The organism is Pseudomonas sp. TE3-3-F2023 (assembly GCF_036784815.1).
GTDB lineage: Bacteria > Pseudomonadota > Gammaproteobacteria > Pseudomonadales > Pseudomonadaceae > Aquipseudomonas > Aquipseudomonas pudica.
Map to the genome: position 1 here is coordinate 146,837 of NZ_CP145113.1, position 24,282 is coordinate 171,118.

General features: G+C 64.0%; 24 protein-coding genes. 11 read left to right on the plus strand and 13 right to left on the minus strand.

All coding sequences use genetic code 11. From position 1 onward, the window contains the following. Genes rlmH through V3314_RS00690 form a run of 4 tightly spaced genes read right to left on the minus strand, consistent with a single transcriptional unit; the run spans position 1 to position 2,874 of the window. A complete protein-coding gene (gene rlmH / locus V3314_RS00675; protein ID WP_003249722.1) occupies positions 1–468 on the minus strand; it encodes a 23S rRNA (pseudouridine(1915)-N(3))-methyltransferase RlmH in 468 nt (155 codons plus the stop codon). Between the two features lie 10 nt (positions 469–478). After that, the gene (gene rsfS, locus V3314_RS00680) at positions 479–898 is read right to left on the minus strand and encodes a ribosome silencing factor (protein WP_013974359.1); all 420 of its coding nucleotides are present in this window, start codon (positions 896–898) and stop codon (positions 479–481) included. 43 nt (positions 899–941) lie between these two features. Beyond that, on the minus strand, positions 942–1,601 hold the full coding sequence (gene nadD, locus V3314_RS00685) for a nicotinate-nucleotide adenylyltransferase (RefSeq protein ID WP_046613227.1): 660 nt from the start codon (positions 1,599–1,601) through the stop codon (positions 942–944). A gap of 1 nt (position 1,602) precedes the next feature. Continuing rightward, positions 1,603–2,874: a glutamate-5-semialdehyde dehydrogenase gene (locus tag V3314_RS00690; RefSeq protein WP_085599653.1), complete on the minus strand. Its 1,272-nt coding sequence runs from the start codon at positions 2,872–2,874 to the stop codon at positions 1,603–1,605. Positions 2,875–3,204: 330 nt separating this feature from the next. Between V3314_RS00690 and V3314_RS00695 the strand changes: the two genes are divergently transcribed. Both V3314_RS00695 and V3314_RS00700 read left to right on the plus strand, forming a co-directional pair. After that, positions 3,205–3,873, plus strand: a complete 669-nt coding sequence (locus V3314_RS00695; protein WP_046613229.1) for a DNA-3-methyladenine glycosylase — start codon at positions 3,205–3,207, stop codon at positions 3,871–3,873. Between the two features lie 3 nt (positions 3,874–3,876). Beyond that, positions 3,877–5,193, plus strand: coding sequence for a bifunctional DedA family/phosphatase PAP2 family protein (locus tag V3314_RS00700; RefSeq protein ID WP_338459830.1), 1,317 nt, complete (start codon positions 3,877–3,879; stop codon positions 5,191–5,193). A gap of 111 nt (positions 5,194–5,304) precedes the next feature. Here the strand turns inward: V3314_RS00700 and V3314_RS00705 are convergent, their stop codons facing one another. From V3314_RS00705 to V3314_RS00715, 3 genes are read right to left on the minus strand one after another with little or no spacing between them, the layout of a single operon-like run. Then, positions 5,305–5,895, minus strand: coding sequence for an LON peptidase substrate-binding domain-containing protein (locus V3314_RS00705; RefSeq protein WP_039613550.1), 591 nt, complete (start codon positions 5,893–5,895; stop codon positions 5,305–5,307). A gap of 9 nt (positions 5,896–5,904) precedes the next feature. Beyond that, positions 5,905–6,621, minus strand: a complete 717-nt coding sequence (locus V3314_RS00710; protein WP_338459831.1) for an LrgB family protein — start codon at positions 6,619–6,621, stop codon at positions 5,905–5,907. Further along, on the minus strand, positions 6,618–6,980 hold the full coding sequence (locus tag V3314_RS00715) for a CidA/LrgA family protein (protein ID WP_046613232.1): 363 nt from the start codon (positions 6,978–6,980) through the stop codon (positions 6,618–6,620). Before V3314_RS00715 ends, V3314_RS00710 begins: the two co-directional genes overlap by 4 nt. A gap of 144 nt (positions 6,981–7,124) precedes the next feature. Between V3314_RS00715 and V3314_RS00720 the strand changes: the two genes are divergently transcribed. The 9 genes from V3314_RS00720 (at position 7,125) to V3314_RS00760 (ending at position 18,375) form a co-directional block, all read left to right on the plus strand. Then, entirely contained in the window at positions 7,125–7,580 is a 456-nt protein-coding gene (locus tag V3314_RS00720; RefSeq protein WP_046613233.1) for a MaoC family dehydratase, read from the plus strand. A 220-nt stretch (positions 7,581–7,800) separates the two neighbouring features. Then, a complete protein-coding gene (gene prmA / locus V3314_RS00725) occupies positions 7,801–8,679 on the plus strand; it encodes a 50S ribosomal protein L11 methyltransferase (protein WP_046613234.1) in 879 nt (292 codons plus the stop codon). Between the two features lie 42 nt (positions 8,680–8,721). Then, a complete protein-coding gene (locus V3314_RS00730; protein WP_338459832.1) occupies positions 8,722–10,083 on the plus strand; it encodes a DUF3426 domain-containing protein in 1,362 nt (453 codons plus the stop codon). Positions 10,084–10,336: 253 nt separating this feature from the next. Continuing rightward, positions 10,337–11,350, plus strand: a complete 1,014-nt coding sequence (dusB, locus tag V3314_RS00735; RefSeq protein ID WP_046613238.1) for a tRNA dihydrouridine synthase DusB — start codon at positions 10,337–10,339, stop codon at positions 11,348–11,350. Then, positions 11,347–11,667, plus strand: coding sequence for a DNA-binding transcriptional regulator Fis (fis, locus tag V3314_RS00740; protein ID WP_012274390.1), 321 nt, complete (start codon positions 11,347–11,349; stop codon positions 11,665–11,667). Before dusB ends, fis begins: the two co-directional genes overlap by 4 nt. Positions 11,668–11,748: 81 nt before the next feature. Continuing rightward, entirely contained in the window at positions 11,749–13,356 is a 1,608-nt protein-coding gene (gene purH / locus V3314_RS00745; protein WP_046613240.1) for a bifunctional phosphoribosylaminoimidazolecarboxamide formyltransferase/IMP cyclohydrolase, read from the plus strand. Between the two features lie 135 nt (positions 13,357–13,491). Then, positions 13,492–14,787 carry a phosphoribosylamine--glycine ligase gene (gene purD, locus V3314_RS00750; protein WP_046613241.1) on the plus strand — a complete coding sequence of 432 codons (1,296 nt, stop codon included), beginning with the start codon at positions 13,492–13,494 and terminating at the stop codon, positions 14,785–14,787. 144 nt (positions 14,788–14,931) lie between these two features. Beyond that, positions 14,932–17,703: a hybrid sensor histidine kinase/response regulator gene (locus V3314_RS00755; protein ID WP_046613243.1), complete on the plus strand. Its 2,772-nt coding sequence runs from the start codon at positions 14,932–14,934 to the stop codon at positions 17,701–17,703. Positions 17,704–17,778: 75 nt separating this feature from the next. After that, a complete protein-coding gene (locus tag V3314_RS00760; RefSeq protein WP_046613244.1) occupies positions 17,779–18,375 on the plus strand; it encodes a MarC family protein in 597 nt (198 codons plus the stop codon). Here the strand turns inward: V3314_RS00760 and V3314_RS00765 are convergent. The 6 genes from V3314_RS00765 to cobG all read right to left on the minus strand — a co-directional run bounded on the left by V3314_RS00765 (position 18,353) and on the right by cobG (position 24,235). After that, the gene (locus tag V3314_RS00765; protein WP_046613245.1) at positions 18,353–19,036 is read right to left on the minus strand and encodes a hypothetical protein; all 684 of its coding nucleotides are present in this window, start codon (positions 19,034–19,036) and stop codon (positions 18,353–18,355) included. The genes V3314_RS00760 and V3314_RS00765 overlap by 23 nt on opposite strands. Positions 19,037–19,095: 59 nt before the next feature. Next, positions 19,096–19,776: a hypothetical protein gene (locus V3314_RS00770; protein ID WP_338459833.1), complete on the minus strand. Its 681-nt coding sequence runs from the start codon at positions 19,774–19,776 to the stop codon at positions 19,096–19,098. Positions 19,777–19,868: 92 nt separating this feature from the next. Continuing rightward, on the minus strand, positions 19,869–21,566 hold the full coding sequence (gene cobJ / locus V3314_RS00775) for a precorrin-3B C(17)-methyltransferase (RefSeq protein WP_080958392.1): 1,698 nt from the start codon (positions 21,564–21,566) through the stop codon (positions 19,869–19,871). Further along, positions 21,554–22,285, minus strand: a complete 732-nt coding sequence (locus tag V3314_RS00780; RefSeq protein ID WP_338459834.1) for a precorrin-2 C(20)-methyltransferase — start codon at positions 22,283–22,285, stop codon at positions 21,554–21,556. The genes cobJ and V3314_RS00780 overlap by 13 nt, the downstream gene beginning before the upstream one ends. Continuing rightward, on the minus strand, positions 22,285–22,911 hold the full coding sequence (locus V3314_RS00785; protein WP_046613252.1) for a precorrin-8X methylmutase: 627 nt from the start codon (positions 22,909–22,911) through the stop codon (positions 22,285–22,287). The genes V3314_RS00780 and V3314_RS00785 overlap by 1 nt, the downstream gene beginning before the upstream one ends. After that, the gene (gene cobG, locus V3314_RS00790; RefSeq protein ID WP_200899993.1) at positions 22,904–24,235 is read right to left on the minus strand and encodes a precorrin-3B synthase; all 1,332 of its coding nucleotides are present in this window, start codon (positions 24,233–24,235) and stop codon (positions 22,904–22,906) included. The genes V3314_RS00785 and cobG overlap by 8 nt, the downstream gene beginning before the upstream one ends. Positions 24,236–24,282: the final 47 nt, after the last annotated feature.

A 24,282-nucleotide genomic window follows, 5' to 3' on the forward strand; every position in this document is an offset into this window, starting at 1 on the left:
TCATTTATGGTAAGGATGCCCGGACAACACGGTCCAGGCGCGGTAGATCTGCTCGCCGATGAGTATCCTTACCAATGGGTGCGGCAAGGTCAGCGGCGACAGCGACCAGCGTTGCTCGGCGCGCGCACAGACCTCGGGCGCCAGGCCTTCCGGGCCGCCCACCATCAAATTCACCGTGCGCGCATCCAGGCGCCAGCGGTCCAGCTCGGTCGCCAGCTGTTCGGTACTCCAGGGCTTGCCGTGGACCTCGAGGGTGACGATGCGTTCCCCTGGCTGAACCTTGCTCAGCATGGCCTCGCCCTCCTGACGGATCAGGCGGGCAACGTCGGCATTCTTGCCTCGGGTGTTCAGCGGGATTTCCACCAGCTCCAGCGACAGCTCGGCAGGCAGGCGCTTGGCATATTCATGCCAGCCTTCCTCGACCCACTTCGGCATGCGCGAGCCGACCGCGATCAGGCGCAGACGCACAGCGCTTTCCTTATTCCCGGTCCTTGAGCTTGTCGGAGTACTCGTGGGCATGGTCCGGGCTATGGTGCTTGCCATCGGCTGCACGGCTTTGCTCGGCACCCTGCCACAGGCGCTCCAGGTCGTAGAACTGGCGGGCAGCGGCGGTCATCATGTGCACGATGACATCGTTCAGGTCCAGCAGCACCCAGTCGCTGTCGCCTTTGCCTTCTTCACCCAGTGGCTGGGCACCCTTGGCCTTGACCGCTTCGCGGACCTTTTCCAGCATCGCGTTGATCTGGCGGTTGGAAGTACCGGTGGCAATGATCATGTAGTCGGTCAGGCTGTGCTTTTCGCGTACGTCGATGACCTGGATGTCCTGGGCCTTGACGTCTTCCAGCGCTGCCTTGGTCAGGGCGACCAGTTCTTCGCCGTGGATTTTCTGCTTGGTCATATAAAACTCGTTCAACTCGTTGGATGAGGCGCCAGAGGCACCGTCAGTTAGGTGCACGATACAGTTCGTGCGCCTCGATGTAGGCCAGTACGGCGTCCGGCACCAGGAACCTCACCGATTTGCCGCTGGCCAGCAGCTGTCGGATCTGTGTAGCCGACACCGCAAGCGGCGTCTGCCAGACGAACGAAATGTTTCCCGCCGGGCCGGACATGGCGGTGGGATCGCTCTCCGAGCGCGCAGCCAGCAGGTTACGCAGCTCGTCAGGGGGTTCTACGTCGGCATCCGGGCGTTGCAGCACCAGGATATGACAGTGTTGCAGCAATTCTTCCCAGCGGTGCCAGCCGGGCAGGCCACAGAAGGCATCCCAGCCCAGCACCAGGAACAGCTGGTCGTCGGTGGCCAGTTCGGCACGGATCGATTCCAGCGTGTCGATGGTGTACGACGGTTTGTCGCGCGCCAGCTCGCGGGCATCCACGCTCAGGCAAGGCACGCCCTGCACGGCGCTCTGCACCATGGCTAGGCGATCCTGCGCGGCCACCTGCGGGGTGTCGCGGTGTGGCGGCCGGGCGTTGGGCAGCAGGCGCAGCTCGTCCAGCCCCATGAACTCGGCCACTTCCAGCGCGCTGCGCAGGTGGCCGATGTGCACGGGGTCGAAGGTACCGCCAAGAATGCCGATGCGCCGGACTGCCTGGGCCTTGCTCAACTCAGCAGGACTCCTGGCCACGCAGCTGGCCGTCGCCGATCACGACGTACTTCTCGCAGGTCAGGCCTTCCAGGCCGACTGGGCCACGGGCATGCAGCTTGTCGGTGGAAATGCCGATTTCCGCACCCAGGCCGTACTCGAAGCCGTCGGCGAAGCAGGTCGGAGTATTGAGCATGACCGACGCCGAATCGACTTCGGCCATGAACTGGCGGGCTTCACCCTGGTGTTCGCTGATGATCGAATCGGTGTGGTGCGAGCCATAGTGGTTGATGTGCTCGATGGCCTGGTCCAGGCCGTCGACCACACGGATCGACAGGATCGCGTCCAGGTATTCGGTGTGCCAGTCGGCCTCTGTGGCCGGCTTGGCGTCGATGATCGCCCGGGTGCGTTCGCAGCCACGCAGTTCGACGCCCTTCTCCTGGAAGCGACGGGCCATTTCCGGCAGGAAGCGCTCGGCCACCTGCTTGTCGACCAGCAGCGTTTCCATGGCGCCACAGATGCCGTAGCGGTAGGTCTTGGCGTTGAACGCCACGCGCCAAGCCTTGTCCAGATCGGCGTGCTGGCTGACGTAGACGTGGCAGATACCGTCCAGGTGCTTGATCACTGGCACTCGGGCATCGCGACTGATGCGCTCGATCAGACCACGACCACCGCGAGGCACGATGACGTCGACGAACTCCGGCATGCTGATCAGCGCGCCCACGGCTTCGCGGTCGGTAGTCTCGACCACCTGAACCACGGCAGCCGGCAGGCCGGCGGTGGCCAGGCCACGCTGGATGCAGGTGGCGATGGCGCGGTTGGAGTGGATGGCTTCGGAGCCACCACGCAGGATGGTCGCGTTACCCGACTTCAGGCACAGGCTGGCGGCATCGATGGTCACGTTCGGGCGCGACTCGTAGATGATCCCGATCACCCCCAGCGGCGTGCGCATCTTGCCGACCTGGATACCGGATGGGCGGTAGCTCATGTCGCGGATGGCACCGACTGGGTCCGGCAGGCTGGCCACCTGGCGCAGGCCGGTGATCATGCCGTCGATACGCGCCGGGGTCAGCGCCAGACGGTCGAGCAGCGCCGGTTCCAGGCCGTTGGCGCGGCCGGCAGCCAGGTCCAGTTCGTTGGCAGCGGTCAGCTCGGCACGAGCGGCATCCAGCGCATCGGCGGCAGCTTGCAGGGCGCGATTCTTCTGCGCGGTGCTGGCACGGCCGATCACCCGTGAAGCCTCACGGGCAGCGCGACCCAGGCGGGTCATATAGTCAAGAACGGACTCAGTCATGGGTTCGGTGTCTTGGCGAAGGGGAAATCGGCTGATTATAACTGGCGCGCAGGTGTACGCCCAGCGGCGGGTGGCGGATGGTAGAAAATGGCTGAGGGCATTGTGTAGGAAAGATGTAACCGGGGTTATCGAAATTTCTATCTCTTGTTGTGGCCCTTTCGCGGACAAACCCGCTCACACAGTGATTGCACAAGGGTTGGGACCTCCGAGGTATCTGTGGGAGCGGGTTTACCCGCGAAGAGGCCGGAACTGCCAACATCCCACTCGATTCAGCCTCGATTAAGCCATTCATTGCTATCATCCCAGCCTTCTCAACCACAAACCGCCCGCATGCCAGCCTTGCCCGACAGCTTTTTCGACCGTGATGCCCAGACCCTGGCCAAGGCCTTGCTGGGCAAAGTCATCCGCCATCGCCAAGGCGACCTGTGGCTGGCCGCGCGCATCATCGAAACCGAGGCCTACTACCTCACCGACAAAGGCAGCCACGCCTCGCTCGGCTACACCGAAAAGCGCAAGGCGCTGTTCCTCGATGGCGGCCACATCTATATGTATTACGCGCGCGGTGGCGACTCGCTGAACTTCAGCGCCCATGGGCCGGGCAACGCGGTGCTGATCAAGTCGGCCTATCCTTGGCAGGACGCCCGCTCGGGCCCTAACAGCCTGGCGCAGATGCAACTGAACAACCCGGATGCCAGCGGCAACCTCCGCCCGGCCGAGCGCCTGTGCGCCGGCCAGACCTTGCTGTGCCGGGCCCTGGGCCTGAAGGTGCCGCACTGGGACGCCCAGCGTTTCGACCCCGAGCGCCTGTACGTGGAGGATTGCGGCATCACCGTGCCGCGGGTGATCCAGGCCGCCCGCCTGGGCATCCCCCATGGCCGCGACGAGCACCTGCCCTACCGCTTCGTCGATGCCGAATACGCCCGTTTCTGCACGCGGAACCCGTTACGTCGCGGCCAAGTCGAAGGCCGGGACTTCTTCATTCTCGAACAAGGAAGCTGAACCATGGGCCAATGGCTCGACAGCCTGACCGGCTGGCTCAGCGCCAACCCGCAGTGGCTTGGCCTGGCGATTTTCCTGGTGGCCTGCATCGAGTGCCTGGCCATTGCCGGCATCATCGTGCCTGGCACCGTTCTGCTGTTTGCGGTCGCGGTACTGGCTGGCAGCGGCGCCTTCAGCCTGGGCGAAACGCTGCTGCTGGGCTTTCTGGGCGGCCTGGTAGGTGATGCCTTGTCGTACACGGTGGGCAAGTACTTCCACCAGAACATTCGCCGCCTACCCCTGCTGCGCCACCATCCGGAATGGATCGGCAGCGCCGAGGCCTACTTTCAGCGCTACGGTATCGCCAGCCTGTTGGTAGGGCGTTTCATCGGGCCGTTGCGGCCAATGCTGCCGATGGTCGCCGGCATGTTCGACATGCCACTGCCGCGCTTCATCGCCGTCAGCCTGGTGGCCGGTGCCGGCTGGTCGGTGGCCTACCTGCTGCCCGGCTGGGCTACCGGCGCTGCCATGCGCCTGCCCTTGCCGGAGGGCTTCTGGCTGGATGCAGGGATCATCGCCGGCACCCTGGCAGTCTTCATCGGACTGAGCCTGAACACCAGCATTCGCGATCAACGCCACGGCACCCGGCTGATCGCCGGCATGAGTTTCCTGGCGTTGGCCGGGGTTTTCCTCGGCTGGCCCTACCTGCACGAATTCGACCAGGGTGTGATGACGCTGGTACAGGAGCACCGCAGCCAGGCCATCGATGGCACCGTGGTGCTGGTGACCCGGCTGGGCGATTTCCGCACCCAGTTGTTCCTCGGCGGCCTGCTGACGGGCCTGCTGCTGCTAGCGCGGCAGTGGCGGCATGCCATGTTCGCTGCGGGCGCGCTGATGGGTACGGCGTTTGCCAATGGCACGCTGAAGTGGCTGTTCGCCCGGGCTCGCCCGGAAGTGCTGAGTGACCCGCTGACCAGCTACAGCATGCCCAGCGGGCACAGTTCGGCGTCATTTGCGTTCTTTCTGGTGATGGCGGTGCTGGCCGGTCGCGGTCAACCGCCGCGGATGCGCCTGACCTGGGTGATGCTGGGCTGCATTCCGGCGCTGGCGATTGCCCTGTCACGGGTGTACCTGGGGGCGCACTGGCCGACCGACATCCTCGCCGGGGCCTTGCTGGCATGCTGTGTGTGTGCGCTCAGCCTCGCACTGGCGCAGCGTCACCAGACCCTCCCGGCCTTGCCGCTGCGAGTGTGGTGGCTGGTGTTGCCGGCATGTGTCGCATTGCTGGCGTTCTTTGCCATGCATGCGCTGCCGCAGGCTTTGCTGCGGTATCAATATTGATGTCGCCTGTACCGGCCTCTTCGCAGCACAAGGCTGCTCCTACGGGGATCTCGTCAGCCTGTAGGAGCAGCCTTGTGTCGCGAAGAGGTCGGCACTGACAACACATCACTATCAGGCAAACAACTCACCCTGAATCCGCTCCAGCAGCTTCTGGATTTCCCCCAACCGCTCCTGCGGCGAGTCGAGGGTCAGCAGATCCAGCTTGTCCTCTTCCATGAACGGCAGCAGGTACGCCAACTGGTTGGCCAACGTCTGGCGCCCGTCCACAGGCCGCGGCATGTCCAAGGCTTCGACCATCGGGTGTTCACCCAGGGCCACCAGCAACGCCAGCAGGTCTTCGTCCGCCTCTAGCAACGGGCTGTCCGCCTGCTCCGGCAGCCATTGCACCTGCCCCACCAGCAACTGGTCCTTCTGCACCTCGGTGCTTTCCAGATTGAAGCGCCGCACACCTTCGACGCGGATACCCAGCAAGCCGTTATCCTGCTGCACGAAGTCACGGATCACCGCCTCGCAGCCGATCGAGGCAACCACCGGCGGCGCCTTTCCGACCTGCTCGCCTTCGAGGATGCACACCACTCCAAAACCTTCGCCCCGCTTCATGCAGCGCCCGATCATGTCCAGGTAGCGCGCCTCGAAAATCTGCAAATCGAGGAAACAACCGGGAAACAGCACGGTATTGAGGGGAAACAGCGGTAGCGTCATCACAAGTCCTCAAGCCACCAGGCTGACCGCAAGCGGCAGGAACACCGCCGTGGCCACCCCCATCAGGCTCATCGCCAGCGCGGCAAAGGCGCCGCATTCGTCACTTTCCTGCAGGGCCACCGAAGTGCCCACCGCGTGCGCGGTCACGCCCAGAGACATGCCGCGCGCCTCGGGGCTATGCACGCCAAAACGGCTCAGCAGCGCCGGGCCGAAAATTGCCCCGATCACCCCGGTAATCAGCACGAACACCGCCGCCAGGGCCGCCACGCCGCCAATCTGCTCGGCCACCAGCATGGCGATTGGCGAGGTCACAGACTTCGGTGCCATGGTCATCAGGATCATGTGCTCGGCACCGAACCACCAGCCCAGCAACAGGCAGCACAGCGTGGCGAACAGGCCTCCGATTACCAGCGTAGTAAATGTGGGCCAGAACAGCTGCCGGATACGCCGCAGGTTGAGGTAGAGCGGCACGGCCAGGGCCACGGTGGCAGGCCCCAGCAGGATATTCATGATTTCGGTGCTCTTGCGGTACTCGCTGTAGTCGATGCCACACACTAGCAACACGCCGATCACCAGCAGCATCGACACCAGTACCGGCTGCAGGAAGATCCAGCGGGTCTTCTCGTAGGCCGCCAGTACCAACTGGTAGGCCCCAAGCGTGATGCCGATGCCGAACAAGGGATGATGAACAACCGCATCCAGTGCGCCTTGCCAGTCGAATATCATGGCTGCTCCTCGCGCCGGCCTTGGCGGTGGATGAGCTTTTGCATCAACACGCCGACAAACACCAGAGTTACCAGGCAGGAGATCAGCAAGGCACCGGCAATGGCCCAGAAGTCGGCAGCGATATCCTTGGCATACACCATGACTCCCACCGCTGGTGGCACCAGCAACAGCGGCAGGTAGCGCAGCAGGCTGCTGGCGGCCTCGTTCAGCGGCTTGCCCACCTCACCACGGGCCATGAGGAAGAACAACAGCAGCAACAGGCCGATGATCGGCCCCGGCAGAAACGGCACCAACAGGTGGTTGATTGCCGTTCCCAGCAGCTGGAACAGCACCAGCCAGGTCAAACCACGCAACAGCATAAGCATCTCCCTCGGGCATGACCGCCATTATAAGCACGTGGCCGCCATATACCGATATTCGTCGAAAAGCGCGCAACTTGACTGAAACGGTTCGCCGTGCTGATCTTGCACTTTCGTACCAACTGACAACCTGGAGAGTCCGCGATGCCCCATGTACCGGTTACAGAGCTTTCGCAGTACGTTGGTAGGGAACTGGGCCGCTCGGCCTGGCTGAAGATCGATCAGCAGCGCATCAACCTGTTTGCCGAAGCCACCGGCGACTTCCAGTTCATCCATGTTGACCCGGAAAAGGCGGCGAAAACCCCGTTTGGTAGCACGATCGCCCACGGTTTCCTGACGTTGTCGCTGATTCCCAAGTTGATCGAGGACATCCTGGTCTTGCCGGAAGGGCTGAAAATGGTGGTGAACTATGGACTGGACAGTGTGCGCTTCATCCAGCCGGTTAAGGTCGACAGCCAGGTGCGACTGAAGGTGGATTTGGCCGAGGTGACGGAGAAGAGGCCGGGGCAATGGTTGCTCAAGGCGATTGCCACGCTGGAGATCGACGGTGAGGAGAAGCCTGCTTATATAGCTGAGTCGCTTTCGCTGTGTTTCGTCTGAACCATCCATGAACGGGCTGATGGCTTAATCGCCGGCAAGCCAGGTCCCACAGGATTTGCATAGGCCTCAACAATTGCGCGAACCCTGTGGGAGCTGGCTTGCCGGCGATTGGGCTGCACAGCAGCCCCCGATTCAATCCACAAAATCCCCGCACTCGCGTAAACTGCCAGCCTTCGTGCAGCCTAGGGCTGCCCCTGTCGATTTACCAAAGGTGCCCGCCATGCCCTGGCTGCAAGTACGCCTGGCCATCAGCCCGGAACAAGCCGAAACCTACGAAGATGCCCTGCTCGAAGTGGGTGCCGTCTCGGTCACGTTCATGGACGCCGAGGATCAACCGATCTTCGAGCCAGACCTCAACACCACCCCGCTGTGGTCGCATACCCACCTGCTGGCCCTGTTCGAGGCCGATGCCGACCCTGAGCAGGTATTCGCCCACCTGCGCCTGCTGACCGGCGCCGAGCTGCCCGAGCACCAGGCCGAGGTGATCAAGGACCAGGACTGGGAACGCAGCTGGATGGACAACTTCCAGCCGATGCGCTTCGGCCGTCGCCTGTGGATCGTGCCCAGCTGGCACGAGGCCCCGGAACAGGACGCGGTGAACCTGCTGCTCGACCCGGGCCTGGCGTTCGGCACCGGCACCCACCCGACCACCGCGCTATGCCTGGAATGGCTCGACGGCCAGCAGCTCGAAGGCACCCAGGTGCTGGACTTCGGCTGCGGCTCGGGCATTCTGGCCATCGCCGCGCTGCTGCTGGGCGCCCGTGAAGCAGTCGGTACCGACATCGACGTGCAGGCCATCGAGGCTTCGCGCGACAATGCCCAGCGCAACGGCATCGCCGATGAAAAGCTGGCGCTGTACCTGCCCGAGCACATGCCGGCCATGCAGGCCGATGTGCTGGTCGCCAACATCCTCGCCGGCCCGCTGGTGTCGCTGGCACCGCGACTGTCCGGCTTGGTCCGCCCAGGTGGCCTGCTGGCACTGTCGGGCATCCTCGCCGAGCAGGGTGACGAAGTGGCTGCGGCCTATGCCGCCGACTTCGAGCTGGACCCGATCGTCGTGCGCGACGGCTGGGTGCGCATCAGTGGCCGCCGCCGTTAAGCGGGCCTAGAATACTTTTCTGCACAGCTCCCGGATTGCCGCATGACCGACAGTTTCGTCACCCAGTGCCCGCATTGCCAGACCAGCTTTCGCGTCACCCATCACCAGTTGAGCGTGGCCCGCGGCGTAGTGCGCTGCGGCCAATGCCTGCAGGTGTTCAACGCCGCCAAACAGCTGCTGGAGCAGAACCGCGCCAGCGGAACCAGCGCACCTGCGGTGCCGGCGCCGATACCTGCGGCCCCTGCGGAGCCGCCGGTCGAACCGGAGATCGCCCCCGAGTCTGTCGCCAGCGAGCCCGGCTCTACCCCGGACGAGGACTGGGCGCTCACCAACCAGGCGCTGGACGCGCTCGACCTCGACATGGAACTGGAGCGCCTGGAGCGCCGCGGCCAACCGGCCACGGCTCGCCCGGCCAGCCAGGATGGCGGCCTGCAAGCCCGACGTGACGAACTGCACCCGGACGAACATGCCAACGACCTGTTCGGTACGGCTGACGATGAACCGTTCGAACCGCAACCGGCGATCGATACCGCGCCCGTGCTACGGGACCCGGAACCCTTGGAGCTGGACCTGGAGCCAGCGCCGGGCGAGCGTACCGAGCCGACGTTAGGTGGCAACCTGGACCTGGACATCGACGACGAGCCACCGGTACACCGTGCCGCCGAAATCGATGACCGCACCGAATTCAACGAACCACTGCGTGCCAGCGTTGATGAAGCCCCGGTACAGGGCCTGAGCGCCCGCGACGATGAGCCCCTGGAGCTGCACCTGTCGGCGCGCGATGACGAACCTGTAGAGCCGCTGCCCGGCGAACGCCTGGAACCAGGCCTTGCCGGCAAAGCCGAGCGCCCGGCGCGCAAGGAGCCGCTGGTCGACGTGGTCGACGACCCGCTGCAACTGGGCTGGGAAAAGCCCGCGCCCAACTGGGGCAAGCGCCTGCTGTGGGGCTTCCTGACCCTGCTGGCCGCTGGCATGCTGGCGTTCCAGTACGTGTGGTTCCACTTCGAGGAAATGGCCCGCCAGGACCAGTACCGGCCACTCTTCCAGCAAATCTGCCCGTTGGTCGGTTGCCAAGTGCCGACCCGCGTCGATATCGCCCGAATCAAGAGCAGCAACCTGGTGGTACGCAGCCACCCGGACTTCAAGGGTGCACTGATCGTCGATGCGATCATCTACAACCGCGCGCCGTTCGCCCAGCCGTTCCCGTTGCTGGAACTGCGCTTCGCCGACCTCAATGGCCAGCTGATCGCCAGCCGGCGCTTCAAGCCCAGCGAGTACCTGTCCGGCGAACTGGCCGGGCGCGGCGAAATGCCCAGCCAGACTCCGATCCACATCGCCCTGGACATCCTCGACCCGGGGCCTAAGGCCGTCAATTACAGCCTGAGCTTCCGTTCGCCGGAATAGCCACCACCCTGTGGGAGCGGGCGCGCCCGCGAACACGGGCGAAGCCCGTGCCGTCCATCGCGCCGCCTGCTTCGCGGGCACGCCCGCTCCCAAAGGGGCCGCACAAGGTTCAGGGTCCTCGCCCATACCAAAAGTCATAAGCCGACAACTGTTCAGATTTTATCCAAATCCATCTTTATCCGGTCACCGAGAGCGGGTATCATGCCAACCCTTTTTCGAACTCCAAGATTCGGCCCCACAACAGGGATCACCTATGTCGGCGGTACGCATCGGCCCATACACACTACGCAACAACCTGATCCTCGCGCCCATGGCCGGGGTCACGGACCAGCCTTTCCGTACACTTTGCCAGCGCCTGGGCGCCGGCATGGTGGTGTCGGAAATGGTCTCCAGCGACATGAGCCTGTGGAACAGCCGCAAGTCGAGCCTGCGCCGCATCCATGAAGGTGATCCCGAGCCACGCTCGGTGCAGATCGCCGGTGGTGATGCGCAGATGATGGCAGCGGCGGCAAAGGCCAACGTCGAAGCAGGCGCCCAGATCATTGATATCAACATGGGCTGCCCGGCAAAAAAAGTCTGCAACAAAGCCGCAGGCTCTGCTTTATTGAGAGATGAAGCCTTGGTCAGCGAGATACTCCACGCCGTGGTCGGCGCCGTGGACGTCCCGGTGACCCTGAAGATCCGCACCGGCTGGGACCGGGCGAACAAGAACGGCCTGAACGTGGCGAGGATCGCCGAGCAGGCCGGCATCCAGGCGCTGGCGGTGCATGGCCGCACACGCGCCGACCTGTACACCGGCGAAGCCGAATACGACACCATCGCTGCCATCAAGCAGGCGGTGTCGATCCCGGTTTTTGCCAACGGCGATATCACCTCGCCAGAAAAGGCCCGGGCGGTGCTGGACGCCACCGGGGTAGATGGCCTGTTGATCGGCCGGGCCGCCCAGGGGCGGCCATGGATCTTTCGCGAGATCGAGCACTACCTGCGCACTGGCGAACACCTGCCAGCGCCGCAGCTGGACGAAGTGGAACGCATTCTGCTGGAGCACCTGGCCGCGCTGCATGCCTTCTATGGCGATGTGATGGGCGTACGTATCGCCCGCAAGCACGTTGGCTGGTACCTGGCAACACGACCCGGCGGCAAGGAGTTTCGCTCCCGGTTCAACGCTTTGGAAGACACACAAGCGCAGTGCGCCAACGTTCGCGCGTTTTTCAGCGAACGTCGACAGAGCCTTGAGACAGAGGACGGACAAGGGGTGGCCGCATGACGATGATGACCGAGACATTTGTGAGTGGAACAACGCCCGTGAGCGACAACGCCAACCTGAAACAGCACCTCAACACGCCGAGCGAAGAGGGCCAGACCCTTCGCGACAGCGTCGAGAAGGCGCTGCACAACTACTTCGCCCACCTGGAAGGCGCGACCGTGACGGACGTGTACAACCTGGTGCTCTCCGAAGTCGAGGCGCCCCTGCTCGAAAGCGTTATGAACTACGTGAAGGGCAACCAGACCAAGGCCAGCGAGATGCTCGGGCTGAACCGAGGCACCCTGCGCAAGAAGCTCAAGCAGTACGACTTGTTGTAAGCCAGAATCCCAACCAGAAAAGGCGGCTCCCTGAACAGAGGCGCCTTTTTTGCTGACTCCACCGCGTTATTGGAACCCGAAATGACCGACCAGACTACCCGCCTGCCAGTCCGCCGCGCCCTGATCAGCGTCTCCGACAAGACCGGTATCCTCGAATTTGCCCGTGAGTTGCAGCAGCTCGGTGTCGAGATCCTGTCCACCGGCGGCACCTACAAGCTGCTCAAGGACAACGGCGTCAACGCGGTGGAAGTGGCCGACTACACCGGCTTCGCCGAAATGATGGATGGCCGGGTCAAGACCCTGCACCCGAAGATCCACGGTGGCATCCTGGGCCGTCGCGGCACCGACGACGCCATCATGAACGAGCACGGAATCAAGCCGATCGACCTGGTAGCAGTCAACCTGTACCCCTTCGAAGCCACCATTTCCAAGCCTGGCTGTGATCTGCCGACCGCCATCGAGAACATCGACATCGGCGGCCCGACCATGGTCCGTTCGGCTGCCAAGAACCACAAGGACGTGGCCATCGTGGTCAACGCCAGCGACTACGCCGGCATCGTCGAAGGCCTCAAGGCCGGTGGCCTGACCTACGCCCAGCGCTTCGACCTGATGCTCAAGGCGTTCGAACACACCGCCGCATACGACGGCATGATCGCCAACTACATGGGCACCATCGACCAGGCCAAAGAGACCCTGAGCACTGAAGACCGCAGCGAATTCCCGCGCACCTTCAACAGCCAGTTCGTCAAGGCCCAGGAAATGCGCTACGGCGAGAACCCGCACCAGAGCGCGGCGTTCTACGTGGAAGCGAAGAAAGGCGAAGCCAGCGTTTCAACTGCCATCCAGCTGCAGGGCAAGGAGCTGTCGTTCAACAACGTGGCCGACACCGACGCCGCACTGGAGTGCGTGAAGAGCTTCGTCAAGCCGGCATGCGTCATCGTCAAGCACGCCAACCCGTGCGGCGTGGCTGTGGTACCTGAAGAGGAAGGCGGCATCCGCAAGGCCTACGACCTGGCCTATGCCACCGACACCGAGTCGGCGTTCGGCGGCATCATCGCCTTCAACCGCGAGCTGGACGGCGAAACCGCCAAGGCCATCGTCGACCGCCAGTTCGTCGAAGTGATCATCGCCCCGAAAATCTCCCAGGCTGCCCGCGACGTGGTTGCCGCCAAGCAGAACGTACGTCTGCTGGAATGCGGCGAGTGGCCAGCCGAGCGCGCTGCCGGCTGGGACTTCAAGCGCGTCAACGGCGGTTTGCTGGTGCAGAGCCGCGATATCGGCATGATCACCGCCGATGACCTGAAGATCGTCACCAAGCGTGCACCGACCGAGCAAGAGATCCACGACCTGGTGTTCGCCTGGAAAGTGGCCAAGTTCGTCAAGTCCAACGCCATTGTCTACGCCAAGCAGCGCCAGACCATCGGTGTCGGCGCCGGCCAGATGAGCCGCGTCAACTCCGCCCGTATCGCCGCGATCAAGGCCGAGCATGCCGGCCTGCAAGTGCAGGGCGCGGTCATGGCGTCGGACGCGTTCTTCCCGTTCCGTGACGGCATCGACAATGCGGCTAAAGTGGGTATCAGCGCCGTGATCCAGCCAGGTGGTTCGATGCGTGATGCCGAAGTCATCGCCGCTGCCGACGAGGCAGGTATCGCGATGGTCTTTACCGGTATGCGCCACTTCCGCCACTAATCAAGATGGCCGGCCGATCCTCGGCCCCTGTGGGAGCGGGTTCACCCGCGAATGCGATGTTGGACTCACCGCCGCATTTGCGGGTGAACCCGCTCCCACAAGGTACGAGGACTGCCGCCAAACAGAGGTTTTGACATGAAAGTTTTGATCATCGGCAGCGGCGGCCGTGAGCACGCCCTGGCCTGGAAAGTCGCCCAGGACCCGCGCGTCGAGAAAGTCTTCGTTGCCCCGGGCAACGCCGGCACTGCCATTGAAGCCAAGTGCGAGAACGTCGCCATCGACGTGTGCGCCCTGGAGCAACTGGCTGATTTCGCCGAGAAGAACGTCGACATGACCATCGTCGGCCCGGAAGCACCGCTGGTCATCGGCGTGGTCGACCTGTTCCGCAGCCGCGGCCTGGACTGCTTCGGTCCGACCAAGGGCGCGGCCCAGCTGGAAGGTTCCAAGGCATTCACCAAGGACTTCCTGGCGCGTCACAAGATCCCGACCGCCGACTACCAGAACTTCACCGAAATCGAGCCGGCGCTGGCCTACCTGCAGGAAAAAGGCGCGCCGATCGTGATCAAGGCCGACGGCCTGGCCGCAGGCAAGGGCGTGATCGTCGCCATGACCCTGGAAGAAGCCGAAGCCGCCGTGCGTGACATGCTGGCCGGCAACGCCTTCGGCGATGCGGGCTCCCGCGTGGTCATCGAGGAGTTCCTCGACGGCGAGGAAGCCAGCTTCATCGTCATGGTCGACGGCCAGAACGTGCTGCCCATGGCCACCAGCCAGGACCACAAGCGCGTCGGCGACCAGGACACCGGCCCGAACACCGGCGGCATGGGTGCCTACTCCCCCGCCCCGGTGGTCACTGCCGAAGTGCACCAGCGCGTGATGGACCAGGTGATCTGGCCGACCGTGCGCGGCATGGCCGAGGAAGGCAACGTCTACACCGGTTTCCTCTACGCAGGCCTGATGATCGACAAGGCGGGCAACCCCAAGGTCATCGAATTCAACTGCCGCTTCGGCGACCCTGAAACCCAGCCAGTCATGCTGCGCCTGGAGTCGAGCCTGGTGCTGCTGGTCGAGGCCGCATTCGCCAAGGCGCTGGACAAGGTCGAAGCACAATGGGACCCACGCCCGAGCCTGGGCGTGGTACTGGCTGCCGGCGGCTACCCGGGCGACTACGCCAAGGGTGACGTGATCAACGGCCTGGACGCTGCTGCGAAGATCGAAGGCAAGGTGTTCCATGCCGGTACCGCACTGAAGGATGGCAAGGTGACCACCAACGGTGGGCGCGTACTGTGTGCAACCGCCATGGGCAGCACGGTTGCCGACGCGCAGCAGCAGGCTTACCGCCTGGCCAAGGAAGTAAGCTGGAACGGCAGCTTCTACCGCACCGACATCGGCTACCGGGCCATCGCCCGCGAGCGCGGTGAGCACCAGCAATAAGTTGTACCGGCCTGCCGCAGTGCGCCTCAGCACCTTGCGCCTGCGGCATCCGGCTCGTCGACAGGGCCCCGAGAGGCCTTGCCTTCGACTTGGCGCGCCGCGCATAGTTAATACCCGGCACCTTGGCTAAGAAGGGATTTCGTAGTGCGTCGGCTTCGGATTGCCTCAGCTCTGATCGTCAGCTTGCTGACCTTGCTCTGCATGTTCCCGGCTGCGGCCGAACATGACGGAGGCTGGGCCGTTCTGCTCGACGAACAGGCCAACCTGCAACTGAGCGACGTGCGCTCCGAGCGTTACCGCAACCAGTTCAGCCCGCTTGTACTCGCCGACCTGGATGCCGCCCCTGCGGAACAGGCCCTCTGGCTGCACTACCGCCTGGAGCCCGGCGAGCAGGAACAACTGCTGCGGGTTTTCGCCCCAGACCTTTCGGGCCTGGACCTCTACGCCCTCGAGGGCGACCAGCTTCTGCGTCAGCTGCACCATGGGCGCCAGGCCGGCAATGCCAGTCCGACCCTGCGTGGCAGCGACCATGTACTGCCCCTGCCCAACAGCAAGCAACCCCTGGATATCTACCTGCGCCTGGTTTCCGAGCATCAGCTGCGCCCGGCCATCAGTCTGGAGCCTGCGGCCGTGGCAGCCTCCGACCAACGCCAGCCGCTGCTGTTCGGCATGCTGTTCGGCGGCCTGGTGATGCTGATCATGCACAACCTGATCCGCTTCCTCTACAGCCGCTCCAACACCACCCTGATCCTGGCGCTGTACCACGGCCTGATGCTGCTCAGCGGCCTGATCCTGCTGAACCTGAGCGGCCCGTGGTGGCACGTGTGGCACAGCGCGCAGACGCCCGCCGCATATCTGACTCTCGTCCTGGCCGGCCTGGCCGGGCTGTGCTTCACCCAGCATTTCTTCTCGCCATGCAACTCGCCACGGCTCAACCGCCTGCTGCAGAGCGAGATGCTGGTGGTCGGGTTGAGCGGGTTGGTGCTGCTGTTCGTCGACACCCTGCCCCTCAACCTGATGACCTACGCCCTGATGGCCCTGGGCACCGTGAGCATGCTGCTGGTCAGCAGCTACCAGTGGTACAAGGGCTATGCACCCGCACGCCTGTTCAGCCTGGCCATGGTGGTGTTCAACCTCGGTGGCCTGGTGCTGCTGCCTGCGCTGCTGGGCCTGACCCGTACTTCTACGCCCTGGTTGCTGTGCATCCTGCTGGGGCTGACGGTGGCCAGCGGCCTGCTGCTCAACCTGGCAGTCAGCGAACGCCTGCGGCGCATGAGCGAGGAGCGCTTCAGCGCCAGCCGCGCCCTGGCAGCCAGCGATGCCGAAATCAACGCCAAGGCCGAATTCCTGGCCAAGATCAGTCACGAAATCCGCACCCCGATGAACGGTGTGCTGGGCATGACAGAACTGCTGCTGGGGACGCCGCTGTCGGTCAAGCAGCGCGACTACGTACAGACCATTCACAGCGCCGGCAACGAGCTGCTCACGCTGATCAACGAGATTCTCGACATTTCCAAGCTCGAATCCCGGCAGATCGAACTCGATGATGTGCAGTTCGACCTCAACGCTCTGATCGAGGATTGCCTGAACATTTTCCGCGCCAAGGCCGAACAGCAGAACATCGAACTGATCAGCTTCACCCAGCCGCAAGTACCTCGGGTAATCAGCGGCGACCCGACGCGCCTTCGCCAGGCCTTGTCGAGCCTGCTGGAGAATGCCCTGAAAAATACCGATCAGGGCGAAATCCTGCTGGTGGTGGCGCTGGACCAGCGCGGCGAGGTACCGCGCCTGCGCATCGCCGTGCAGGACAGCGGCGAACCGTTGCCCGCCGCTGACCGCGAAGCCTTGCTGCAGGCCGAGTTGCACAGCCACCACTTTCTCTCCAGCAATAAGCTGGGCGGCCATCTGGGGCTGGTGATCGCCAAGCAGCTGATCGGCCTGATGCAGGGAGAGTTCGGCATCAAGAGCAGCACCGGCATGGGCAACACTCTCTGGCTGACGCTGCCGCTGGACCCTTCGCGCCTCGAACAGCCACCGGCCGACCTCGAAGGCCCGCTGCGTGATGCTCGGGTACTGGTGGTGGATGACAACGACACCTGCCGCAAGGTGCTGGTACAGCAGTGCAGTGCCTGGGGCATGAACGTCAGCGCGGTCCCGTCGGGCAAGGAAGCCCTGGCCCTGCTGCGCACCAAGGCCCACCTGCGCGACTACTTCGATGCCGTACTGCTGGACCAGAACATGCCAGGCATGACCGGCATGCAGCTGGCCGCCAAGATCAAGGAAGACCCGAGCCTGAACCACGACATCCTGGTAGTGATGCTCACCGGCATCAGCAACGCGCCGAGCAAGGTCATTGCGCGCAACGCCGGGGTCAAGCGGATCCTTGCCAAGCCGGTGGCGGGCTACACGCTGAAAACCACCCTGGCCGAAGAGCTGGCCCAGCGCGGCCGCGAGCAAGCCGTGCCAGCCAGTTTGCCCGGCATCCCCCAGGCACTGGACCTCCCCGGCGACTTCCGCGTGCTGGTCGCCGAGGACAACAGCATCTCGACCAAGGTGATTCGCGGCATGCTCGGCAAGCTCAACCTCGAGCCAGATACCGCCAGCAATGGCGAAGAGGCCTTGCAGGCGATGAAGGCGCAGCGCTATGACCTGGTGCTGATGGACTGCGAAATGCCGATACTGGACGGTTTCTCGGCCACCCAGCAGCTGCGCGCCTGGGAGGCCGCCAACCAGCGCCAGCGCACCCCGGTAGTGGCGCTGACCGCTCACATACTTGCCGAACACAAGGAACGTGCACGCCTGGCGGGCATGGACGGGCATATGGCCAAACCGGTGGAATTGTCGCAGTTGCGAGAGCTGATCCAGTACTGGGCCAATCACCGGGAAGCCAAGGTGGATCCGGTGCATAGTTCCTGAGCTGAGGCCGGCACAGGCTATCAACAGAATCTGCTGATAGACTCTGCCCAGCCATAACTGCCTGGACTAGCCCCCATGCTCCATGAGTTGTTCAGCGTCTACCTGAAAATGCTCGTGCTCTACAGCCCGTTCTTCGTGCTGTCGTGCTTCATCAGCCTGACCCGCGGCCACTCCAGCAAGGAGCGCAAGCAGCTGGCATGGAAAGTGGCCGTCGCCGCGCTGATCGCCAGTGTCCTGCTGTACCTGTTCGGGCGGGCGATCTTCGGCATCTTCGGCATCACCGCCGACGCCTTCCGCATCGGCGCCGGCAGCGTGCTGTTCATCTCGGCACTGGGCATGGCCCAAGGCAAGTCTGCGGTACAGGCCGACAACGTGCAGCAGGATGTCACCATCGTGCCGCTGACGATCCCGCTGACCGTCGGCCCCGGCACCATCGGTGCACTGCTGGTGATGGGCGTCGGCCACCCGCACTGGGACGACAAGCTGCTGGCCATTATCAGCATCGCCCTGGCCAGTTTTACCGTCGGCCTGGTGCTGTACCTGTCACACCGTATCGAGCGCATCCTCGGCGACCAGGGCCTGCAGATCGTCAGCCGGCTGATGGGACTGTTCGTCTGCGCCCTGGCTGCACAAATCATCTTTACCGGAATCAAAGGCTACCTGGCGCCCTGACCATTGCCGAATTGAGGTCGAACCGGTACTCCCCCTGTGCATCCTTGGTTTTCATCAATGCCTGCAGTTCATCTCGCTGGTGTTGGAAGCGCCCATTATCCAGCTGCAAGGAAACGCCATTGAACCCGGCTTCGCCCTCCAGCGCCTTTTCGACCAGCAGCATGTCCTGAGAGATGCCGGCGATCGGCTTTTCGAATTGCAGGGTGATACTGCAAAGGTCGAGCGCCGGCCCCGATTTGAGCAGGCCAAGCTCGATCACCAGCTGCGAACCCTGCGTGCAGAACTTCAGCTGGTGGCGAAAACCTTCGATCGATCGGCCCAGGCCGCTTCTTACTGCAGCCAGAACGGCCTCATGACGGATCGAGCGCATCTTCAGCCACGCCTCGAGTGGCTGTATCTGCGCGCTGCGTGCGGGTCGCCCCAACTGTTTCAGGTCATGCGTACTGGCCAGCTTGATCCAGCCCAGTTGCCGGTATGCCTCGCGATAGGCGTCATACCAGGCTTCATAGTTGTCAAAGCGTGAGCCCGCATTCCTGTTGGCCACCAACTGAGCGTAAAGGATGGAGTCGAAGGCAGCCTGGCGTTGAATCTGGCCAGCGTCCGCGCGATACAGTAATGCCGTCCCGCCAATCAACATCAATTGTTCAGCTGTTCTGTCCATTGCGTTACCTCGTCACAAAGAGCCGAACAAGGCGGCGTTGCAAAAACGCCGCCCTGCAATCAGATGTCGTACTGGAGAACGTTCTCGACGCTGCGCACGCCGAGTTTGTTTTCCACGGTTTCGCGGACCTTGTCGTAGACGAAAGTGTTGAGGGTGAGCACAGCCATGCCGGCGTAGTACTCGGTCTTTTCCAGCTTCCACTGGATACCCAGGATGTCATCATCCAGTTGTGGGGCAGAGGCCTGGATGCAGTTCACCACCATGACCACATCGTTGTTGTCGGTTTCGACGCAGGCGGCCATCCCGACCATGCCCCTGACCTTGTTCTTGCGCTTGTGATCGACCACCTTGAGATCATTTTCGACGGTAGTGAGTTTGTCGAAGGCCGCCTTGGCCAGCACACCCAACTTGGTACCACCCAGCACCGCATTACCGACCGCACCAATCGCCCGTACAGCGACAGCGCCTATGGTGACAGACAGCTCGGCAGAGGTTTCCAGCTCGAAGGTGCGACGAGGGATGGTAAAGCCAACATCACGCATGACATCGATGAACCGGTCGTACCACTCCCTGCTCTGTTTTTCGGCATCGAAGGACTTGTCAGCCACCAAGGTGGCAAAGTGGAAGGCGTTCTTTACGTCATGACGGCTTTGCGAAGACATGCCTGCGCCGCAGGCCAGCAGGTTGCCTTCGACCAGGATGGCTGTGTCGGTTGCAGTGACTTGTGTTTCTGTGGACATGTGGAAACTCCTAGATGGTTGCCCCCGAGTCAGGGGCGACCACCTTAGCCAGCGCGCCCAGGATGCAGCGCGCTGAAGGGTTTCCGGTGCAACTAGTCGGCCGACGGGTACCAACGCGGCGTGTAGGCCCACACCCCACCCGAGAGGCGAGGAAACACGCAGGTTGTAGATGAACCCACCAGCACCATGGTGCGCATGTCGACCATTTCCGGCAGCAGCTCAGCCAATGTGACGACCTTCAGCGTCTGCCCCGGCCTACCGATGTCACGGCCAAGGACTACAGGCGTGTTCCCCTCGCGATGACGACGTACGACCTCCAACGCTACCCCGAGCTGGTGCGGCCTTGCCTTGGAAATCGGGTTGTAGAACGCCAGCACCAGGTCGGCCTGGGCCGCCAGGTCCAGGCGCTTTTCAATGATCGACCAGGGCTTGAGGTTGTCCGACAGCGACATCACGCAGAAGTCATGCCCCAGCGGTGCACCCGCCTGGGCGGCGGTCGCGAGCGAGGCCGAAACCCCCGGCAGGATCTCGAGATCCACCCGGTGCCAGGCCGGTTCATTGGACTCGTGCAGCGCTTCAAGTACCGCTGCCGCCATGGCGAACACACCTGGATCGCCCGACGATACCACCACCACCGAACGGCCCTGGGCCGCCAGTTCGAAGGCATGCCGGGCACGCTGCATCTCTTCACGGTTGTCGGTGCAGTGCAGCACCTGATCGTCACGAAACGGGCCGGCCATGCGCACATAGGTTTCGTAACCGAGCACATCCTCGGCCCGTGCCAGTTCGGCCTTGACCGCCGGTACCATCAGCTCGGCAGCGCCCGGCCCCAGGCCGATAACCGCCAGGCGACCTCGACGACGGCCAACCTGCTTCACCTCGACCGGGGCAGGTGCCACCGCGATGACCACGTCTGCCACCTCGATCAGTTGCGCAGCGGGCAATGCTGCGGCAACCATCCCGGCCAGGTCATGCGTCCGGGCAGTAAAACGCAGGGCAACTCCCAGGCCCTGTGCTGCCTCGTGCAGGGCGCTGTCGGCCATGGCTCGCTCGTCGGCCAGCAGGCACGCCACCGCAGGCTCGGCTATGCCGGCTTGCTGCAGTGCCGCCCGGATACTGGCCAGGCTGCCGCCGGCAACACCCACTACCACCGAGCGCGGGTGGATCAGCAGCTCATCGCGGCTGGCCGGGCGGGCCTGGTGCCCAACATGGATGGTACGCCGGGCCGCCTCGCTGGCAGGCAACTGCGCCTGCTGCAGCCACGGCGCGTCACCTTCGATGCGCACCGCCTCGCCAGCCAACAGGTCGGAGACAAAGCGCTTGCCTTGCTCGATATCCGCCAATGCATAGCCTTGCGGCGGGTTCAGCAGACAGGTGCCGAAACGCAGCTCGCCGCTGGTGGTGATCGCCGCAGCAACACCCAATGCTTCAGCGATTTCCCGTGCCATCACGTTCACACCGCCAAGGCCTCCGAGCAACGGCACTACGGCACTGCCGTCTTCGGCCACGACCAGTACCGGTGGTTCGACACCTTTCTCGCTGAGCAGGCTGGCCAGGCTGCGGATGACGATACCCGCTGCGCACAGGGCGATGATCGGTGTGTTCTGCTGGTAGAGCCCCCGCAGGGTATCGCCAAACGCGGTGTAGCAAAGGTCGGCACCCTCGACCCGGCCTTCCAGCCCATGGATCGATGCTTGCGGATAACACTGCTGGATACGCTGCGCCGTGGCCAGGCTGCCCTGGCCAAGAATGACGATCGCCGGTGCCTGGTGCATGTTCAGCCCTGCCATTTTTCACCCGGCACGATGATCAGCGAGAAGTACGGCGACGACTGTGGGTCGACCTGGTCCAGCGGCACGATCTTCTGGTTGGCCATGGTGGCCCGTTCCACATACAGCGCGCGCCCGTCCAGGCCCAGTTCGGCCAGCACTTCGCGCACCTTGGGGAAGTTGCGGCCAAGTTTCATGATCACCGCCGCGTCGGCGTCGGCCAGGCGACGCTTGAGCTCATCGGCCGGCAACACGCCAGACAGCACCGACAGGCTCTGGTTGCGGTACACCAGCGGCGCGCCCAGTACCGAGGCGCCACCGAGCATCGAGCAGACGCCGGGGATCACTTCGGCCTCGTAGCGCTGCGCCAGGCGGTCATGCAAGTACATGTAGGAACCATAGAAGAACGGGTCGCCCTCACAGATCACCGCCACGTCGCGGCCGGCATCCAGGTGCTCGGCTACCTGCACGCTGGCCTCGTCGTAGAAGTCGCTGATCACCTGTTCATAGGACAACGGCGCTGGCAGCGCTTCAGTGGTTACCGGGTAGACCAGCGGCAGCAAGGTCTGCTCCGGCTGCAGGTGCGCCTCGATGATGCCGAAGGCATTGCCGCGCTTGCCCTTGGCCACGAAGTAGCCGACCACGGGCGCTTCACGCAGCAGGCGCAGGGCTTTGAGGGTAATCAGTTCAGGGTCGCCAGGGCCTACGCCCAGGCCCAGCAGACGTCCACGTGGCACCATCACTCCACCTCCGTGGCCAGGGCATTGACCGCCGCGGCGGCCATCGCGCTGCCGCCCAGGCGGCCCTGCATGATCACGAACGGCACGCCACGGCTGTCGGCGGCGAGCATCGCCTTGGACTCGGCAGCACCGACGAAGCCGACCGGGAAGCCGAGGATCAGTGCCGGTTTCGGGGCACCGGCGTCGAGCATTTCCAGCAGGTAGAACAGTGCGGTAGGCGCGTTGCCAATTACCACCACACTGCCTTCCAGGTGCGGTCGCCACAGCTCCAGGGCCACGGCGGAACGGGTGTTGCCGGCGTCTTTCGCCATGCCCGGTACGCTCGGGTCGCGCAGGGTGCAGATGACCTTGTTGTCGGCGGGCAGACGGGCGCGGGTGATGCCCTCGGCGACCATGTGCGCATCGCAGAGGATCGGCGCGCCGTTCAGCAACGCCTCGCGCCCGGCCCGGCCGGCACCTTCGGAGAACTGCAGGCCATCGATGGCATCGACCATGCCACAGGCGTGGATCACGCGCACGGCGAGCTTTTCGAGGTCTGCGGGGATCCGCTCGAGTCGGGCTTCCTCGCGGATGATCCGGAAGGAGTTGCGATAGATCTCCTGACCATCGCGGATGTAGTCAATCATCAAGGTGCTCCGTCGGCAGGTCGAGCATGGCGCCTGCTTCATTCAAGGTAAGGTTGGTGGCGCGCAGGGCGCCGAAGCCCGGCAGGCGCGCATCACGCAGGTACAGGTCGTAACGGCCCGGCGCGCGGGCCAGCAGGGTGGCCGGGGCAACATGGGCCACGGCGCAGGATCGGGGGCAACCGGACAAGTGCACGCTGCCGGGCACGCCAGGGCCGAGCAGTGCCGCCAGGGTGACGGCGTCGGCCTTGGTCTCGCCCAGGGCCTTGGCACAGCCACTGGCGCCGGTGCAGGCGCTTATACGGGCCAGTGGCTCATGGTCATGGCATAGCAGGCCCAGGGCGGACAGCCTGGCCTGGGCGTAGTCGATGTGTTGCGCTTGCAGGCTGGTCAGCACCAGGCTTTGCCAGGGGCTCAGGCGCAGGCTGCCATCGCCATGTTCACGGGCCATGCGCGCTGCGCCACGCAGCATGGACGGTGTCAGGCGCCCCTGCGGCGGGGCAACGCCCAAGGCGACGCCCTGCGCCTGGGGCAGAACGCCCAGCCACGAGACAGTGCGCGGTTCACGCCGCCATGCCAGCACGGCGGCATCGCGGCGGATGGCCAGGCCGAGTCCGTCGATGAAATCGGTTGTCGAAAACGTCTCGAGCAACTGGCGCATACGCGACTGTGCCGGGGTGGCCAGGTCGAGGAAGCGCTCCAGCACCGCACGCACCAGTGCCTGGCCTTGTTCCGCCGGCACCGCGCCGAGCACCTGGCCATCTGCCGGGCAACCCGCCAGGCCAAACGCCAACCAGGTCTGCTGCTCCAGGCGCATGGCCGACAGCCACAAGTCATGGGGGTGTTCGAGCATGGCCAGGTTTTCGCCGGCATCGAGCTGCACGGCGAACTTGGCCGATAACTGGTGAAAACGCGGGGTGCCTTCCAGCAGGTCGAGGATCTGCCCGGCCAACGGCCGAGCATCCAGCAGCATCGCCGGGTCATGCCCGGCCAGCGGGCTGAGCATCAGGTTGCGCACATCGTCACCGGCGGCATCACGTGGGCCCAGGCCGGCAGCAAGCAGTGTCTCGACCAGGCCGCGATGCTCGCTGCCGATGCCACGAATCTGCAGGTTGCCGCGGTTGGTGGCCTCGATCACGCCACCGGCGAAACGCTCGGCAGCCGCCGCCACTGCGTCGGCCTGGTCGGCCAGCAGCAGGCCGCCTGGCAGCTTGATGCGGCAGATGCCGCCATCACGGGCACTGACGATGCGCCACAACCCCGGGCAGGCCGAGGGGCGGGGCGATACGTGTGGGGCTTGGGCCTGGGTCAAATGGGCGTCCGGCAATCTGTGAAAATGCGCTTGAGTGTAGAAGGCGCGGTATTATGCCTGCT